The organism is Nonomuraea antri (genome assembly GCF_013283785.1).
GTDB lineage: Bacteria > Actinomycetota > Actinomycetes > Streptosporangiales > Streptosporangiaceae > Nonomuraea > Nonomuraea antri.
Window position 1 is genome coordinate 1 of the sequence record NZ_JABCPZ010000123.1, and the last position, 16284, is coordinate 16284.

Annotated in this window: 14 protein-coding genes; 8 read left to right on the forward strand and 6 right to left on the reverse strand. The window is 71.9% G+C overall.

Annotated features, from left to right (window positions below):
* Positions 1 to 347 precede the first annotated feature (347 nt).
* The 6 genes from HII36_RS32570 to HII36_RS32595 all read left to right on the forward strand — a co-directional run bounded on the left by HII36_RS32570 (position 348) and on the right by HII36_RS32595 (position 7069).
* Positions 348 to 2141: a serine/threonine-protein kinase gene (locus HII36_RS32570; RefSeq protein WP_173527129.1), complete on the forward strand. Its 1794-nt coding sequence runs from the start codon at positions 348 to 350 to the stop codon at positions 2139 to 2141.
* A 9-nt stretch (positions 2142 to 2150) separates the two neighbouring features.
* Entirely contained in the window at positions 2151 to 3758 is a 1608-nt protein-coding gene (locus tag HII36_RS32575; RefSeq protein ID WP_173527130.1) for a serine/threonine-protein kinase, read from the forward strand.
* A gap of 12 nt (positions 3759 to 3770) precedes the next feature.
* Complete coding sequence (locus HII36_RS32580; protein WP_173527131.1) at positions 3771 to 4643, forward strand: AraC family transcriptional regulator; 873 nt, start codon at positions 3771 to 3773, stop codon at positions 4641 to 4643.
* 11 nt (positions 4644 to 4654) lie between these two features.
* Positions 4655 to 5329, forward strand: a complete 675-nt coding sequence (locus HII36_RS32585) for an AzlC family ABC transporter permease (RefSeq protein WP_173527132.1) — start codon at positions 4655 to 4657, stop codon at positions 5327 to 5329.
* A 111-nt stretch (positions 5330 to 5440) separates the two neighbouring features.
* Entirely contained in the window at positions 5441 to 5752 is a 312-nt protein-coding gene (locus HII36_RS32590) for an AzlD domain-containing protein (protein ID WP_173527133.1), read from the forward strand.
* 9 nt (positions 5753 to 5761) lie between these two features.
* Complete coding sequence (locus HII36_RS32595; RefSeq protein ID WP_173527134.1) at positions 5762 to 7069, forward strand: serine/threonine-protein kinase; 1308 nt, start codon at positions 5762 to 5764, stop codon at positions 7067 to 7069.
* A gap of 15 nt (positions 7070 to 7084) precedes the next feature.
* Here the strand turns inward: HII36_RS32595 and HII36_RS32600 are convergent, their stop codons facing one another.
* The 3 genes from HII36_RS32600 to HII36_RS32610 are packed head-to-tail and all read right to left on the reverse strand — an operon-like array spanning position 7085 to position 8938.
* Positions 7085 to 8014 (reverse strand): RluA family pseudouridine synthase, encoded by a 930-nt coding sequence (locus tag HII36_RS32600; RefSeq protein WP_173527135.1) that lies wholly within the window; start codon positions 8012 to 8014, stop codon positions 7085 to 7087.
* Positions 8007 to 8585, reverse strand: a complete 579-nt coding sequence (lspA, locus tag HII36_RS32605; protein WP_328807989.1) for a signal peptidase II — start codon at positions 8583 to 8585, stop codon at positions 8007 to 8009. The genes HII36_RS32600 and lspA overlap by 8 nt, the downstream gene beginning before the upstream one ends.
* Positions 8549 to 8938: a TraR/DksA family transcriptional regulator gene (locus HII36_RS32610; RefSeq protein WP_173527136.1), complete on the reverse strand. Its 390-nt coding sequence runs from the start codon at positions 8936 to 8938 to the stop codon at positions 8549 to 8551. Before HII36_RS32610 ends, lspA begins: the two co-directional genes overlap by 37 nt.
* Positions 8939 to 9387: 449 nt before the next feature.
* Here HII36_RS32610 and ileS point away from each other — a divergent pair, with 449 nt between their 5' ends.
* Complete coding sequence (ileS, locus tag HII36_RS32615) at positions 9388 to 12528, forward strand: isoleucine--tRNA ligase (RefSeq protein WP_173527137.1); 3141 nt, start codon at positions 9388 to 9390, stop codon at positions 12526 to 12528.
* A gap of 90 nt (positions 12529 to 12618) precedes the next feature.
* Positions 12619 to 13065 carry a cytidine/deoxycytidylate deaminase family protein gene (locus HII36_RS32620; RefSeq protein WP_173527138.1) on the forward strand — a complete coding sequence of 149 codons (447 nt, stop codon included), beginning with the start codon at positions 12619 to 12621 and terminating at the stop codon, positions 13063 to 13065.
* A 17-nt stretch (positions 13066 to 13082) separates the two neighbouring features.
* On the opposite strand, the gene HII36_RS32625 is transcribed toward HII36_RS32620, so the two are convergent.
* From HII36_RS32625 to HII36_RS32635, 3 genes are all read right to left on the reverse strand, one after another.
* Positions 13083 to 14933, reverse strand: a complete 1851-nt coding sequence (locus HII36_RS32625; RefSeq protein ID WP_173527139.1) for a hypothetical protein — start codon at positions 14931 to 14933, stop codon at positions 13083 to 13085.
* Positions 14934 to 14974: 41 nt separating this feature from the next.
* The gene (locus HII36_RS32630) at positions 14975 to 15853 is read right to left on the reverse strand and encodes a DivIVA domain-containing protein (protein ID WP_173527140.1); all 879 of its coding nucleotides are present in this window, start codon (positions 15851 to 15853) and stop codon (positions 14975 to 14977) included.
* Positions 15854 to 15959: 106 nt separating this feature from the next.
* The gene (locus HII36_RS32635; protein ID WP_173527141.1) at positions 15960 to 16250 is read right to left on the reverse strand and encodes a YggT family protein; all 291 of its coding nucleotides are present in this window, start codon (positions 16248 to 16250) and stop codon (positions 15960 to 15962) included.
* Between the last annotated feature and the right edge of the window lie 34 nt (positions 16251 to 16284).

Consider the following 16284-nt stretch of genomic DNA (forward strand, 5'->3'; position numbering starts at 1 on the left):
CCTCGCCCACCCGCAGCCCGCCCACGCGGACCACGCGCCGTTCCAAGGTCGATGACATTCTCGGCTCCTCATCACAGGCCGGCCCCTGGGGAGCCGGCGGGAAACGAAAAAGGCAGAGACGGGGTGTCTCTGCCTCGCGCCGGCTCCAGGTGGTCGCTAGTCGCCGACCGGCCCTCCCGGAGCCGGCTCGGTAAACGCGTAGCGACAAGTCATATCTGAAACCCTACACCCGCCCCTCCACCTGCTGGAGAACCCTTCTCACATAGCGGACTGGCCTCGCGGCGAGTCGCCGTAGATCCCCGCCTATGGGAATATCTCAGGGCGTAGAGGAGGGTTTGAGGCCGTTGATGTCGGATCGCAAGCGGGACGGACGCCGCATCGCCGGCCGCTACCAGCTGCAGGAACCCATCGGCAAGGGCGGCATGGGCATCGTCTGGCGAGCCCATGACGAGCTGCTCGACCGCACGGTCGCGGTCAAGGAGGTCAGGTACGCCGCCGCCCTGGGTGACGAGGTGCAGCTCCTGAACCGGCGCACGATGCGTGAGGCGAGGGCGGCGGCCAGGTTCGAGCATCCCAACGTGATCGTCGTGCACGACGTGATCGAGGAGGACGGCCGGCCCTGGATCGTCATGCAGCTCGTCCAGTCCCGCTCGCTGGGGGCGGTGATCAAGCAGGACGGCCCGCTGAAGCCCAAGCGGGTGGCCGAGATCGGCCTGGCGGTGCTCGACGCGCTGCACCGGGCGCACGAGTCCGGGGTGCTGCACCGTGACGTCAAGCCGGAGAACGTGCTGCTGGCCGACGACGGCCGGGTGGTGCTGACCGACTTCGGCATCGCCACGCTGGAGACGGAGACGCAGCTCACGGTCACCGGGCTGGCGGGAACGCCGGCGTTCATCGCGCCCGAGCGGCTCAAGGGGCTGCCAGCGCGGCGCGAGTCCGACCTGTGGTCGCTGGGCGCGACGCTCTACACGGCGGTGGAGGGCCGTTCGCCGCATGAGCGGGGCAACGCGCTGGCCACCATGCACGCCGTGCTGACCGATGAGCCGGACCGGGCGCCGCACGCGGGCCCGCTCACCGACGTGATCGACGGGCTGCTGGCCAAGGAGCCGGTGCAGCGGCTGTCGTACGAGGAGACCGGCCGGCTGCTGCGCCGGGCGATCGCGGACGCCGAGCCGCGGCCGACCGCCATGCTGCCCGCGCAGAGCCCGCGCGACCTGCTGATCCGCGAGCCCGCCGAGGACGACACTCCGACCGACCCCGACCTGGCCCCGCTGGCGGGTCTGGCCCAGGAGGCGTCGAAGAGCCCGTCGAAGGCACAGAAGCCGCAGAAGACCCCGAAACCCCCGAAGACGACGCCGGCTCCGCCCGCTGAGCTGCCCGAGACCGGCCTGCGTCTCACCGTGGCGCGCGAGCGGCCCGAGCCGGTGACGGCGGAGACCGTGGAAGGCGTGGGCCGCTCTGGGCGCAAACTGACGCCGATCATCGCGGTCGGCGCGGCGGTGGTGCTGGTCGCCGGCGTCGGCGGCTATCTGGGGCTGCGTTCCGCGCCCGGCGGCGACGCCTCGGGCAGTCAGCCCGCGATCGAGGTCACGACCTCCGCCTCGCCGAGCGCCTCCGAGCCCGCGCCGTCGGACGAGCCGTCCGAGGACGAGCCGTCCGCCAAGCCCAGCGAGACGTCCTCCGACCCGGCCGGCTCGCTGCCGGACGGCTGGAAGATGTACAAGGACAAGACGGGCTTCTCCGTCGGCCTGCCCAAGGGCTGGAAGGAATACCGGCGCAGCGGCCCCCAGGTCTACTTCCGCGGTCCCGGCGCGGCCTCCAACGCCTTCCTGATGATCGAGGAGGCGAAGAACCCGGGCGACGACCCGTACGGGGACTGGAAGAAGCAGGAGCGCACGGCCAAGTACGGCTTCGGCGGCTACAAGAAGATCAGCATCAAGAAGGTCGACTACATGAAGGCCGCCGCCGACTGGGACTTCACCTGGAACACCAACACCGGCAAGACCCGGGTGCGCAACCGCGGTTTCATCACCGACAACGGCCGCGGCTACGCCATCTACTGGCACAACCTGAACAGCCGGTGGAAGAAGGACCTGCACTTCTTCGAGACCTTCGCCGCCACGTTCAAGCCCGCCAAGTAAGCTGCGTGCGTGCATCGGCAGGTCAGCAACAGGTATCGCCTCATCGAGCCGCTCGGCGAGGGCGGTATGGGCGTGGTCTGGCGGGCCTATGACGAGCTGCTCGACCGTACGGTGGCGATCAAGGAGGTCCGCTACGCGGGGGTCGGCGACACCCGCAGGGCCGAGCTGAACGGCAGGACCATCAGGGAGGCCAGGGCGGCGGGCCGCCTCGACCACCCGTCGGTGATCGTCATCCACGACGTGATCGAGGAGGACGGCCGGCCCTGGATCGTCATGCAGCTCGTGCGCTCGCGTTCGCTGGCGCAGGTGGTGCGCGAGTTCGGGCCGCTGCCGGTCGAGCAGGTCGCGTCCATCGGCGGCCGGCTGCTCGACGCGTTGCGCGCCGCGCACGCGACCGGCGTGCTGCACCGCGACGTCAAGCCGGAGAACGTGCTGCTGGCCGACGACGGCCGGGTGGTGCTGACCGACTTCGGCATCGCCTCGATGGAGGCCGAGGCGGGGCTGACGGCGACCGGCGGCCTGGTGGGCACGCCCGCCTACATGCCGCCGGAGCGGCTCAACGGCGAGCCGGCCAGGCCGGAGTCAGACCTGTGGGCGCTGGGCGCGACGCTGTACACCGCGGTGGAGGGCAGGCCGCCCTACCAGGGCGAGTCGTGGCCGGCGGTGGTGGCGGCGGTGCTGCGTGACGCGCCGGCCCCGCCGGTCCGGGCGGGCGCGCTGGCCCCGGTGATCATGGGGCTGCTGCGGCGCGATCCCGCGGCCAGGATCCCCGCCGACCAGGCGGCGCACCTGCTGCACGAGGCCGCGGCCGACCCGCACCGCACGGTCCCGCTGCGGCGGGCCGACAAGGGCCGCGCCGGCCGGTGGAAGATCGTCGTGCCGGCGGTGGCGGCGACGGCCGTGCTGGCCGCGGGCGGCACGTTGCTGGCCGTCCAGGGCGGCTCGTTGTGGGACGGCACCCCGGCGGGCAGCACCTCGGCGGACGGCACCTCGGACGGCACCTCGGACGCCACGCGGACCGGCGCCGCACCGCCCCCGCCGGAGACCTCCACCGCCGAGCCGACGGACACCACGGACACGACCCCGGACACGACCCCGTCCGAGACGCAGGAGCCGACCCCCTCCGATACGCCGGAGCCGACCCCGTCCGAGACCGGCGGGCCGGTGCGGGTGCCGCCCGGCTGGTCCATGTACACCAACGCCGACGGCCGTTTCTCGATCGCGCTGCCGAAGGGCTGGCGGCCCAAGCCGCACCCCACCCGTGACAGCGTGTCGGTCACCGGCCCGGGCACGCTGATCGTGGAGTGGACCGTCCCGGAGAAGCCGTGGACGAACGCCAGGAGCCACTGGCTGGGCGTCGAGCGCGACATCCTGGACAGGAACGAGTTCGAGGGCTACCGCCGCGTCCGGCTGGAATCGCTGACCTACCTCGGGCGCGACGCCGCCGACTGGGAGTTCACCCGGATCCGCGAGGGCCGGCGGATCCACGTCGTCAACCGCGGCTTCCGCACCGCCGACGGCCGCCCGTACGCGCTGTACTGGGAGACCACCGAGTCGTCCTGGCGGGCGAACCGGCACTACTTCGACACCCTCACCGAGACGTTCCGGCCCCGCTGAGCTCGCATGGGAATGAGCACGGTGAAAGAGCAGGCGCACTTCTGGCGGCACCCGGCGGTGCCGGAGGTCGACCTGCTCAAGGCGCACTACGTCACGCACCGCTTCTCCCGTCACGTGCACGACGGCTACGCGATCGGCCTGATACTCGACGGGGTCGAGGAGTTCGACTACCGCGGCACGCTGCACCGGGCGCGGGCGGGCGAGCTGGTGCTGGTCAATCCCGACGCGGTGCACACCGGACAGGCGGGCGAGCCGGACGGCTGGTCGTACCGGATGCTCTACCCGTCGATCGAGACGATGACGGAGATCGCCGCCGACCTGGGCGCGTCGTACGGGACGCCGCACTTCCCGGAGCAGGTGGTGCGCGATCGCGAGGTGGCGGCGCTGCTGAACCGGGCGCATCTGACGGCCGAGCGGGGCGACGCGCTGGCCGCGTCCACGATGACCCGCGCGCTGTTCGCGCGGCTGCTGTCCAGGCATGGCGCGCCGCGAGCAGTGTCGAGAACGCCGGCCGAGGGCAGGCGGGCCGTGGAGGCGGCGATGGAGCTGCTGCGCGAGCGGCTGGCCGATCCGCCGGCGCTGGAGGACCTGGCCGAGGCGGTCGGGGCCCGGCCGTTCCCGCTGCTACGCGCGTTCAAGGCGGCCACCGGTCTGCCGCCGCACGCGTATCTGATCGGGCTGCGGGTGCGGCAGGCGCGCCGCCTGCTGCTGTCGGGGGTGCGGCCGGCGCAGGTGGCGGCCGAGGTGGGCTTCACCGACCAGGCGCACCTGAATCGGCACTTCAAACGGGTCGTGGGCGTCCCGCCGGCGGCGTACCAGCGGGCCGAGTCCGTGTTCGAGCGGGCCGCAGGATCGTACAAGACGGGCGATTTCCCCATCACATAGCCTCACTCACCATGGAACAGACAAAACGCCGTTCCGCCGCCGTGCGGGACGGCCTGGCGGTGGGCCTGGCCGTGGGGCTGTCCGGGCTCGCCTTCGGCGCCGCGGCGATCACCGCGGGGCTGTCGGTGCCGCAGGCGTGCGTGCTGAGCCTGCTGGCGTTCACCGGCGCCTCCCAGTTCGCGCTGGCCGGCGCGTACGGCGCGGGCGGCGACCTGGTCGCGGCCGCGGCGGGGGCGCTGCTGCTCGGCGGCCGCAACACGCTGTACGGGCTGCGGCTGGCGGACCTGCTGAAGATCCGCGGCCCGCGCAGGCTGCTCGCGGCCCACGGGGTGATCGACGAGACGACGGCCGTGGCGCTGGCCCAGCCGGACGAGCAGGCGGCCAGGGCCGGCTTCGTGGCCACGTTCGCCAGCCTGTACGTCACCTGGAACCTCACCACGCTGGCCGGCGCGTACGGCACCTCGTTCCTGGGCGACCCCGGCGTACTGGGCCTGGACGCGGTGGGACCGGCGACCTTCCTGGCCATCCTGTGGCCCAGGCTGACCGCACCCGGCGACCAGGGCGGACAGGCCCGCCTGCTGGCCGTCGCCGGCGCCGCCGTCGCTCTGTGCGCCACCCCGTTCTTCCCACCCGGCGTCCCGGTCCTCCTGTCGGCCGTCGCCGTCCTGGTGGTGATGGTCCGATGAGCCGCGAGGGAGCGCCGTCGCCTGGACTGAGGAGCGCCGGGAGCGCAGCGACCAGAGCGACGAGGGAAGGCGGCGGATCCCAGCGACCGAGCCGCCGAACGGAGTGAGGCCATGAGCACGTGGTGGGCGATCGCGCTTGTGTGCGTGGGGTGTTACGCGTTGAAGCTGGCGGGGCTGGCCGCGCCGCGGCGGGTGCTGGACCATCCGCTGGTGCGCAGGTTCGCCGAGCTGGTGCCGGTGACGCTGCTGGGCGCGCTGATCGCGGTGCAGATGTTCACCGGGGCGGGCGGGCTCGCGTTCGACCCGGCCCGGACCGCCGGGCTCGGCGCGGCGGTCGTCGCGCTCCTGCTCCGCGCGCCGTTCCTGGTGGTCCTGGCCTCGGCGGCGGTGGTCACCGCGCTTGTCAGGGTGTTTCTCGGGTAGTCGCGGTGCATGTCCGATTCTGCGGGGATGGTCGGCGGGCGCTACCGGCTGGTCAGGACGATCGGCCAGGGCGGCATGGGCACGGTCTGGCAGGCCCATGACGAGGTTCTGGGCCGCGACGTGGCGGTCAAGGAGGTGTTGCCGCCGCCCGATCTGACGGGCCCGGAGCGCGAGGTGTTCACCGTGCGCACCTTCCGCGAGGCCAGGGCGGCCGGGCGGGTGGCGCATCCGGGCGTGGCGACGGTCTACGACGTGCTGGAGGAGCACGGGCATCCGTGGATCGTCATGCAGCTCGTCCGGTCACGCACGCTGGGTGAGATCGTCCGCGACGACGGGCCGCTGCCGCCGCGGCAGGTGGCCGACCTCGGCCTGCAACTGCTGGAGGCGCTGCGGGCCGCGCACGCGGCCGGGGTGCTGCACCGGGACGTGAAGCCGGACAACGTGCTGATCGCCGAGGACGGCCGGGCGGTGCTGACCGACTTCGGCATCGCCACCACCGAGGACGAGGCGCCGGTCACCAGGACCGGCGTGCTGGTCGGCACCCCGGCGTTCATGGCGCCGGAGCGCGCGGCGGGCGGGCAGGCCAGGCCCGCCTCCGACCTGTGGTCGCTGGGCGTGACGCTGTACGTGGCCGTCGAGGGTCACTCGCCTTTTCACCGGCCGCACGCGCTGGCCACGCTCGGCGCGGTGATGCACGCCGAGCCCGAGCCGCTGGCCCGCGCCGGGGTGCTGGCCCCGGTCCTGCACGGGCTGATGCGCAAGGACCCGGCAGAGCGCATGTCGCTGGAGGAGGCCGAGCATCGGCTGGGCGCGATCCTGACCGGCCACGCCCCCGACCAGACCGGCCCGGTGCCGATCCCCAGGACGGAGTCCCGGGCCGCCGGGGGGCGCGGGCGTCCGCTGGCCGCGATCGCCGCGGGCGCGCTGGTGGTCGGCGTCGCCACCGGCGGGCTGGCCTGGTGGTCCAACCGGCCGGGTGACGCGCACTCGCCCGCGCCCGCGGTGGTCTCGACGCCGAGCACGGTGATCAGGACCGAGACGACGACCCCGGCGGCGACGCCCACGTTCTCGCCGTCCGGCCCGGAGACGTCCACCCTGCCGCCGTTACCCGAGCAGTCGGCCCCGTCCACCAGGACGCAGCCCAGGAGCCCGAGCCGATCGGACGGCGAGACCGAACGCCCCACCCCCACCAAGACCAAGTCGGACGACGACAAGGACGACGACGGCAAGAAGGACGACAAGCCCTCGCAGACCCCCGGCCAGATCGAACCGGAGAGCGCCGGCGCGAAGCAGAGCGGCAAGGGCAAGAAGGACTGACGGGCGGGACGGCGCTCAGGACTCCGCGTGCACGATGTCGAGCGCCTTCTGCAGGTCGTCGGGGTAGTCGGTGCCGAACGACATCCACTCGCCGCTGCCCGGGTGCTCGAAGCCGAGCGCGACCGCGTGCAGCCACTGCCGGGTGATGCCCAGCCGGGCGGCCAGCTTGGGGTCGGCGCCGTACATCAGGTCGCCGACGCACGGGTGGCGCAGCGCCGACATGTGCACCCGGATCTGGTGGGTGCGGCCGGTCTCCAGCTTGATGTCCAGCAACGACGCGGCCCTGAACGCCTCGATGGTGTCGTAGTGGGTGACCGACGGCTTGCCGCCGGCGACCACGGCGAAGCGGCCGTCGCCGGCCGGGTGCCGGTCGATGGGGGCCTCGACGGTGCCCCGGAAGGGGTCGGGGTGACCCTGCACCAGCGCGTGGTAGCGCTTGTCGACGGTGCGTTCCTTGAAGGCGCGCTTGAGGTGGGAGTAGGCGTATTCGCTCTTGGCCACCACCATCGCGCCGGTGGTGTTGGCGTCGAGCCGGTGCACGATGCCCTGGCGCTCGGCGGCGCCGCTGGTGGCGATCGTGTGGCCGGCGCCGAGCAGCCCGCCGAGCACGGTCGGCCCGGTCCAGCCCACGGTGGGGTGTGCGGCCACGCCGATCGGCTTGTTGACCACGACGATGTCGTCGTCCTCGTACACGATGGTCATGCCGGGCACCGGCTCGGCGACCGGCATCGGGGCGGCGACCGGGGGCGGCAACGTCACGTCGAGCCAAGCGCCGGCGTGCACGCGGTCAGACTTGGCCGCCGACCGGCCGTCGACCAGCACCTCGCCGGCGCCGATCAGCTCGGCGGCGCGGGTGCGCGAGAAGCCGAACAGCCGTGACAGGGCGGCGTCGAGCCGCTCGCCCTCCAGCCCGTCGGGAACCGGCAGGCTTCGCTGCTCAGCCACCCTTGACCTCCTTGCTCCCATCGATCTGCACGTTGCGCCAGGCCAGGATGACCGCCAGGATCCCGCCGCAGACGATCGCCGAGTCGGCGATGTTGAACACCGGGAAGTAGTCGATCACCGGGAAGTGCCCGGGGAGCACCTCGATGAAGTCGACCACGTGACCCTGCAGCTGCTTGCCGCGGCCGAAGCCGGACGGGTGGCGCAGCAGCCTGTCGGTCAGGTTGCCGAGCGCCCCGCCGAGCAGCAGGCCGAGCGTGAGCGCCCAGGACCTGCTGCCCAGCTTGCGCGCGGTGCGCACGATCGCCACCACGACGCCGGCGGCGATGAGCGTGAAGATGAACGTCATCCCGGTGCCGATGCTGAACGCGGCCCCGGAATTGAAGATCAGCCGGAACTGCAGCACGTCAGGGATGACGACCAGCGGCGGCTCGTCCTCGAGTGCCCGCAACGCCACGGTCTTGGTGACCAGGTCGGCGGCATAGACGAGCACCGCCAGCGTGACGAGGACGGCGACGAGCCGGCCGCGGCGCGGGCCTACCGGCGCTCCTCCTTCTGCTTGCAGGCCACGCACAGCGTCGCCCTCGGGAACGCCTGAAGACGTTCCTTGCCGATCGGCTTGTGGCACGATTCGCACACTCCATAGGTCCCTGCGTCGATCCTGGCGATCGCACGTTCGTTCTGCGCGACCAGGTCGCGCGCATTCAGGGTAAGGGCGATCTCGCGTTCGCGCTCATAGGTCTTGGCGCCGGCGTCCGCCTGGTCGTCCCCGGCGCCCTGGGTGACATCACCCGAGGCTATCTCCGACTCGTGCCGCCGGATGTCCGCGTTGAGCTCGTCTATCTCGCTCTGCAGCCTGCTGCGTACCTCGGCCAGCTCCTCGTCCGACCACATCGACGGTGTGGTGGTCTGCGTGACTGCCGCCATGGCTGCCTCCTATGCTGATCAAGGCCGTGAATGGTGCGGGCAGCTTAGGATCCCCATAACGGAACGGCAAACGACCCGCCGGACGGTTTACCTCTCCTGTACTATCCCGCCTCGCGCGTTCAACTCCTCCTCAGTGGTGTTCATTCCACTTCTTTGGCGCTGTTTGCGCATGCTGTACCGGCGCGATCATCGCCGGCGGCAAATCTGGAAGCCTCAGGCCCCACTCTGCGTTATGGTTTGAGATTGCAAGGCGTTGATGGGGCCCCGTTGTGAGGGATATCACCCCGGAGCCGCCGGAAGAACGGCTCTCACGAGCTCATTAGACCCGGCCGCAACCAATGGAGAGGGCCCCGGTCCCCGGGGTCAAGAAGGGTGGTACCGCGGAGCCGTGCCGGCTTCGTCCCTTCACGCAGCCCTGTCGGTGAACGCGCGTGGAGGTCCCGCCCGAAATGTCTTCCCCATCATTCCGCTCTCTTCCCGCGCAGGTCGACCTGCCCGCGCTCGAGCGCGAGGTCCTGGAACGCTGGCGGGACGGGAAGATCTTCGAGCGCTCGATCGAGCAGAACGCGGGCAACCCGTCCTGGGTCTTCTACGAGGGCCCGCCCACCGCCAACGGCCTGCCCGGCGTGCACCACGTCGAGGCCCGCGTGTTCAAGGACCTGTTCCCGCGCTACAAGTCGATGCGCGGCTTCAGCGTCCCGCGCAAGGCCGGCTGGGACTGCCACGGCCTGCCCGTCGAGGTCGGCATCGAGAAAGAGCTCGGCCTGTCCGGCAAGAAGGACATCGAGGAATACGGCATCGCCGAGTTCAACGCCAAGTGCCGCGAGTCGGTGCTGCGGCACGTCGACGCCTTCGAGCAGATGACCGAGCGGATGGGCTACTGGATCGACCTGTCCACGGCCTACCGCACGATGGACCCGTCCTACATCGAGTCGGTGTGGTGGTCGCTGAAGGTCATCTTCGACAAGGGGCTGCTGTTCCGCGACTTCCGCATCACGCCGTACTGCCCGCGCTGCGGCACCGGCCTGTCCGACCACGAGCTGGGCCAGCCGGGCGGCTACGAGACCGTCTCCAGCCCGTCGGTGTACGTCCGCATGCCGGTGACCTCCGGCCCGCTGGCCGACCTGGGCGCCGCGCTGCTGGTCTGGACGACCACGCCGTGGACCCTGGTGTCCAACACGGCCGTGGCCGTGCACCCCGACGTGACGTACGTGGCCGCGCGCACCGCCGACGGCGAGGTGCTGGTGGTGGCCGAGCCGCTGCTGTCGGTGCTGGGCGAGGGCGCCGAGGAGGTCGCCCGCTTCACCGGCCGCGAGCTGGAGCGCACCCCGTACGCGCGGCCGTTCGAGCTGGTCGACATCCCCGAGGCGCACTACGTGGTGCTCGGCGACTACGTCACCGTCGAGGACGGCACCGGCCTGGTGCACCAGGCCCCCGCCTTCGGCGCCGACGACCTGGCCGTCATCAGGCGCTACGACATGCCGGTGGTCAACCCGATCGGCCCCGACGGCCGCTTCCTCGACGACGTCCCCATGGTGGGCGGCGTGTTCTTCAAGGACGCCGACGAGCGGCTCACCGCCGACATGAAGGCGCGCGGGCTGCTCTACCGCGGCGGCCACTTCGAGCACAGCTACCCGCACTGCTGGCGCTGCCACACGGCGCTGCTGTACTACGCGCTGCCGTCCTGGTACATCCGCACCACCGCGGTCAAGGACCAGATGCTGGCCGAGAACGCCAAGACCAACTGGTTCCCCGAGACCATCAAGTGGGGCCGCTTCGGCGAGTGGCTGCGCAACAACGTGGACTGGTCGCTGTCGCGCTCGCGCTACTGGGGCACGCCGCTGCCGCTGTGGGTGTGCGACGCCGACGACTCCCACGTCACCTGCGTCGGCTCGATGGCGGAGCTGGGCGCCCTGGCCGGCCAGGACGTCTCCGCGCTCGACCCGCACCGCCCGTACGTGGACGACGTCACCTTCCCCTGCCCCGACTGCGACGGCCAGGCGCGCCGCGTGCCCGACGTCATCGACGCCTGGTACGACTCCGGCTCCATGCCGTTCGCCCAGTGGGGCGAGCGCGGCAAGCCCGAGGGCGTCTACCCGGCGCAGTTCATCTGCGAGGCCACCGACCAGACGCGCGGCTGGTTCTACTCGCTGATGGCCGTCGGCACGCTGGTGTTCGGCCAGTCCTCCTACGAGAACGTGCTCTGCCTGGGCCTCATCCTGGCCGAGGACGGCCGCAAGATGAGCAAGCACCTGGGCAACGTGCTGGAGCCGATCCCGCTGATGGACCAGCACGGCGCCGACGCGCTGCGCTGGTTCATGGCCTGCTCCGGATCGCCCTGGGCGGCGCGGCGGGTGGGTCACAACGCGCTGGAGGAGATCGTCCGCAAGGTGCTCCTGACGCTCTGGAACACCTCGTCGTTCTTCACCCTGTACGCCAACGCCGAGTCCTGGTCGCCGTCGGAGACCGCGCCGCCGGTCGCCGAGCGTCCGCTGCTCGACCGGTGGGCGCTGGCCGAGCTGCACCGCACGGTCTCGGACGTCACGGCCGCCCTGGACGAGTACGACACCCAGCGCGCCGGCCGCCGCCTGGCCGAGTTCCTCGACGACCTGTCCAACTGGTACGTGCGCCGCTCGCGCCGCCGGTTCTGGCAGGGGTCGCGGGAGGCGTTCGCCACGCTGTACGAGTGCCTGGAGACCGTGCTGCGGCTAATGGCGCCGATCACGCCGTTCGTCACCGACCACCTCTGGGACGTCCTGCGTGCCCCCGGCGCGCCGTCCTCGGTGCACCTGGCGTCCTGGCCGGAGGTGCGGCAGGAGCTGCTCGACCCGGCGCTGTCCGACCAGATGGCGCTGGTGCGGCGGCTGGTGGAGCTGGGCCGCTCGGCCCGCGCGTCCTCGGGCGTGAAGACCCGCCAGCCGCTCGGCCGGGCGCTCGTGGGCGCCTCCGGGTGGCCGTCGCTGCCGCCGGAGCTGCGTGACCTGGTGGCGGACGAGCTGAACGTCCAGGCGTTGGAGGACATGTCCGGCTTCAGCGCCGACCTCGTCTCCTACACGGTCAAGCCCAACTTCCGTGCGCTGGGCAAGCGGTTCGGGCCGCGTACCAAGGTGGTGGCCGCCGCCATCGCCGACGCCGACCCGGCCAGGCTCGCCCGCACCCTGCGCGGGGGCGCCACCGCCACCGTCGAGTCGGACGAGCTGGGCGAGATCACCCTCGGCCCCGACGACGTGATCGTCACCGAGCAGCCCCGCTCCGGCTGGGCCGTCGAGACCGGCGCCATCGACACCGGCACCGGCGAGACGGTCGCCCTGGACCTGGAGCTGACCGACGAGCTGCGCCGGGCCGGCCTGCTGCGCGAGGTCATCCGCCTGGTGCAGGAGGCACGCAAGTCGACCGGCCTGTCGATCACGGACCGGATCGACCTGTGGTGGAGCGCCACCTCCCCGGACCTGGCCGCGGCCCTGCGTTCCGACGGCCGGGTGGTGGCGGAGGAGGTGCTGGCCACGTCGCTGACGGAGGGCACGGCCGGCGATCTCCCGTCCCACGCGGACGCGGACCTGGGCCTGACCTTCCAGCTCCGCCGCGCCTAGCACATCACGTCTGAGCGCGAGGGTGGCCGACCCGCCCCCTCGCGCTCTTTCCGTTCAGAGACCGCTTCAGCCCGCGGGAGGGCAGCGTCGTTGACCATCCGGACCGGCCCCGTCGACCACGAACTGATCGAGGCGGCGTCGCACGTCGCGGCCACCCGCTGCCGGGGCGACAACCACACCATGGCGGCCGCGGCCCGCGCCGGGGACGGCCGGATCGTCACCGCGGTGAACGCCTACCACTTCACCGGCGGTCCGTGCGCGGAACTGGTGCTGATCGGCGCCGCCGCCGCGCAGGGCATCTACGACCTGGACACGATCGTCGCCGTGGGTGACCGCGACCGCGGCGTGGTGTCCCCGTGCGGCCGCTGCCGCCAGGTCCTGCTCGACTACTTCCCCGCCATCGGCGTCATCGTCGGGACGGCCGGCGGGTTGCGGACCCTGCCGATCGCCGGCCTGCTTCCCGAGAGCTACGTCTGGGCGGACCACCAGCTCGACCCCGGGGAGACCGGGGACGGCGTGCCGCTCGGTACCGGCTGACCGCCGCGCCCGGTGGGTCAGCCGACCTTTTCGCGGTCGTTCTGGCAGACCGGGCAGCCGGTGAGCCCCGCGGCCTCGGCCTGGGCGACCGTCATGGTCTCCACCCTCGCGTCACCCGCGCCCTTGACCAGCGGGCACGTCGTGCTGTGGTAGCGGCGGGTGCCGACGATCACCTTGACCGTGCCGGTCCGCTCCCGGCTCTCCCCCTCGCGGGCGGGCTTGGCGGGTTCGTCACGCTTCGCCGCCGTCTCAGGCTTGGCGGGGGCCTCGGCGGACGACGCGGGCGTCGCGCTCGGCACCGGAGTGCCGGCGGCGGTGACGCGGGGCTGCGGGGCCGTGTCGGGGCCGTCGGAGTCGTCGGCGGAGTCGGCGGGCGGGGTGCTCGCGGCGGGCCGCGGCGGCTCGGCCGGGGTGCCGCGGAAGGGCTGCGGCGTGAAGATCGAGGTCTTGTTCTCCGCCGGCGTCTCACCCGTCTCGGCGGCCTGCGCACCGGACGGGCTCGGGGGCGTGGACGGGCTCTGGGACCCGGACGGGCTCTGGGACGGGCTCGCGGACGGGGTCTTGCCCTTGCGGTCCGTGGCGCCCTCGCGGTCCGTGCCGCCCTTGTGGTCGGTCCCGCTCTTGTGATCGGTTGCGCCCTTGTGATCGGTGGCGTCGGCGGTGTCCGGGCGTTCCTGCCGGCCACCCGCACGCTGCTCGCCCGCACGCTGGTCGCCCGCCGGGGAACCACCGGCCGGCGGGGCCGGAGTGCCGGGCGCGGCCGCCGGGCGGCCGAACCAGCTGGTCGCGCCTTCCTCCGGAGCGGAGGTGGCGGACGGGAGCTCCGAGCTGGGGGTGGAAGCCGGATTGTCCGGCTTCGGCGGGGCGACGGGGGGACGAATGTCGCGAGTCGCGTCGGACGATTCGGCCCGGCTCTCCGCCAGAGCACCGGAACCCGAAGCGCCGGAACTCGAAGTACCGGAGCTCGAAGCACCGGGACTTGGGGCACCGGAACCCGATGCGCCGGGACCTGAGACGACACCGGGACCTGAGACGCCGGGACCAGAGGCACCGGGGCTTGAGGCGCCAGAGCTCGGGGCGCCGGAACCCGGTATGCCGGGGTTCGGTACGCCGGAACTCGGGGCGCCGGGGCCCGGGACGCCGGTGGTCGAACCGGTGGGGTTCGTACCGGCCGGGCTGGTACCGGCTGAGCCGGCACCGGAAGGACCGGCACCGGATGGGCTCGCGGCCGGGTGACCGGCTGCGTGACCAGTGGTGTGACCGGGTGTGTGACCCGGTGTGGTGCCGGGTGCGACGCCCGGCTCGGGGTCGGCGGCAGGCGGCAACTGCCGTCCGCCGAGCGCGGCGTCAGGCAGGCACGCCGTGCAGGGCGTGAAGCCCTCCTCGCGTGCCTCCTCGAAAGTCAGCTCCTCGTGATCCCGCCCCGCGAGCTGGCGGCAACCGGGCACGTGGTAACGCTTGCGCCCGGGGATGACCAGCACGATCGCGTCCGGTGAGATGCCCTGCGCCGCCGGGCGGCGCGGGACGGGGCCGGGAACGGTCGCCGTCCGCTGGAGCGTCTGCGGATGCTGCTGGGGGTGCGGGTGACTCTGCGGCTGTGCGGTCTGTGGCGGGGGCGCCACAGGTCCTGTCTGGTTGTACGGCAAGCCGGGAGGCATGAGCCCGTTCGGCGGGGTGGCCGGCGCAGCGGCCTGCCCACCACCGGGAAACAACTCATGACGCCGCAAGAACGCCCCGATCACCAGGAACAGCGCGGACAGCACGCTGACCACGATGGACCACATGATCAGGAACGGCTTGGCCAGTACGAAGCCCGCGATCAGCAAGATGACCGCCGCGAGCACCAAACCAGCGCTGATAAGGATCACAGGGGGCTCTTTCGAGTGACGGGTCTCAGTGACCCGCTACCTTACCGGCGATCGTTGTGCGGGCCGTCGCCGCCGGGGAAGGCGCCCTGCGGGGCGTCGCCACCGAACGGGTTGGGGCCACCGGGGAGAGGCTGCTGACCACCCTGCGGCACGGCGTGCGACATGGCGGGCTGCTGACCCTGGGGACCACCGGACATGACGGGGAAGCCGCCGCTGCCCTCCGCGGAGACGTTGAGCTCGGCGAGCTGGTTCTCCAGGTAGAGCTTGAGCCGGCTGCGGTATTCGCGCTCGAAGCTGCGCAGCTCCTCGACCTTGCGCTCGAGCTCGTCACGCGTCTGGACGAGGGAGCCCATGGCCTGGCGGTGACGCTCCTGGGCGTCGCGCTCGAGCGTCTCGGCGCGAGCCCGGGCGTCGCCGATGACCTGCTCGGCCTGGCGGCGAGCCTTGGTGAGGATCTCGTCGGCCTCGCGGCGGGCCCGGGTGACCGTCTCGTCCGCCTCGCGGCGGGCGTCGGCGATCGCCTGGTCGGCGGTCTGCTGGGCGAGGGCGAGCACGCGGGCCGCGGTGTCCATGTTGTCCTCGGCGGGAGGCATGCTCATGGCCACCGGAACCGGCTGCTGCTGCGGCATCGGCTGCGGCTCGGGGGCCCGCATGGGCTCCGGCTGCGGCGGCCCCATCATCTCCGGCTTGGGCTGCTCCTGCACCGGCGCGGAGGCCATGGGCATGTTCATGCCGCCCGGCACCTTCCCGCGCAGGCACTCGGCCAGCTTGGCGCGAAGCTCCTCGTTCTCTTGGATCAGGCGGTCAAGCTCAGCCTCGACCTCGTCGAGAAAGGCATCGACCTCTTCCTCGTCGTAGCCCGGCCGCAGCCGGGTGGTACTGAATTGCTTGTTCCGCACATCAGCGGGCGTCAGCGGCATCTTTTTGGTCTCCTTGGCGCGCTTTGGAGTCTGTCCGGAGGGACGGTAACCCGAATCACTTCAGCGCGGACACGAGTTGGATCATGACCGGGACCGCACAGTCTCGTCATCGGCCCATCGCCGTGGCCACTTGGATCAAGATCAGGACGACGATGAAGAGGACTGTGAAGCTTAGGTCAAAGGCCACCGTACCCAACCGGAGCGGGGGAATGAAACGGCGGAGGAACTTGAGAGGCGGGTCGGTGGCGGTGTATGTGGCCTCCGCCAGTACGAGCACGAGGCCGGTAGGCCGCCACTGACGGGCGAAAGCCTGTACCGTCTCAAAGATCATCCTGCCGATGAGCAACACCAGATAGAGAGACAGGACAACGACCAAGATCTGACTGACGATCCCCACGGCCCGGCCGCGCCTCCACTTCTGATGTGCCCTC

What these genes read in the sequence shown, in the direction of transcription:
- HII36_RS32595 (WP_173527134.1), top strand. Translation starts at nt 5,762, where the DNA reads ATGTCCGATTCTGCGGGGATGGTCGGCGGGCGCTACCGGCTGGTCAGG.
- HII36_RS32610 (WP_173527136.1), bottom strand. Translation starts at nt 8,938, where the DNA reads ATGGCGGCAGTCACGCAGACCACCACACCGTCGATGTGGTCGGACGAG.
- ileS (WP_173527137.1), top strand. Translation starts at nt 9,388, where the DNA reads ATGTCTTCCCCATCATTCCGCTCTCTTCCCGCGCAGGTCGACCTGCCC.
- HII36_RS32580 (WP_173527131.1), top strand. Translation starts at nt 3,771, where the DNA reads ATGAGCACGGTGAAAGAGCAGGCGCACTTCTGGCGGCACCCGGCGGTG.
- HII36_RS32590 (WP_173527133.1), top strand. Translation starts at nt 5,441, where the DNA reads ATGAGCACGTGGTGGGCGATCGCGCTTGTGTGCGTGGGGTGTTACGCG.
- HII36_RS32630 (WP_173527140.1), bottom strand. Translation starts at nt 15,853, where the DNA reads ATGCCGCTGACGCCCGCTGATGTGCGGAACAAGCAATTCAGTACCACC.
- HII36_RS32585 (WP_173527132.1), top strand. Translation starts at nt 4,655, where the DNA reads ATGGAACAGACAAAACGCCGTTCCGCCGCCGTGCGGGACGGCCTGGCG.
- HII36_RS32570 (WP_173527129.1), top strand. Translation starts at nt 348, where the DNA reads ATGTCGGATCGCAAGCGGGACGGACGCCGCATCGCCGGCCGCTACCAG.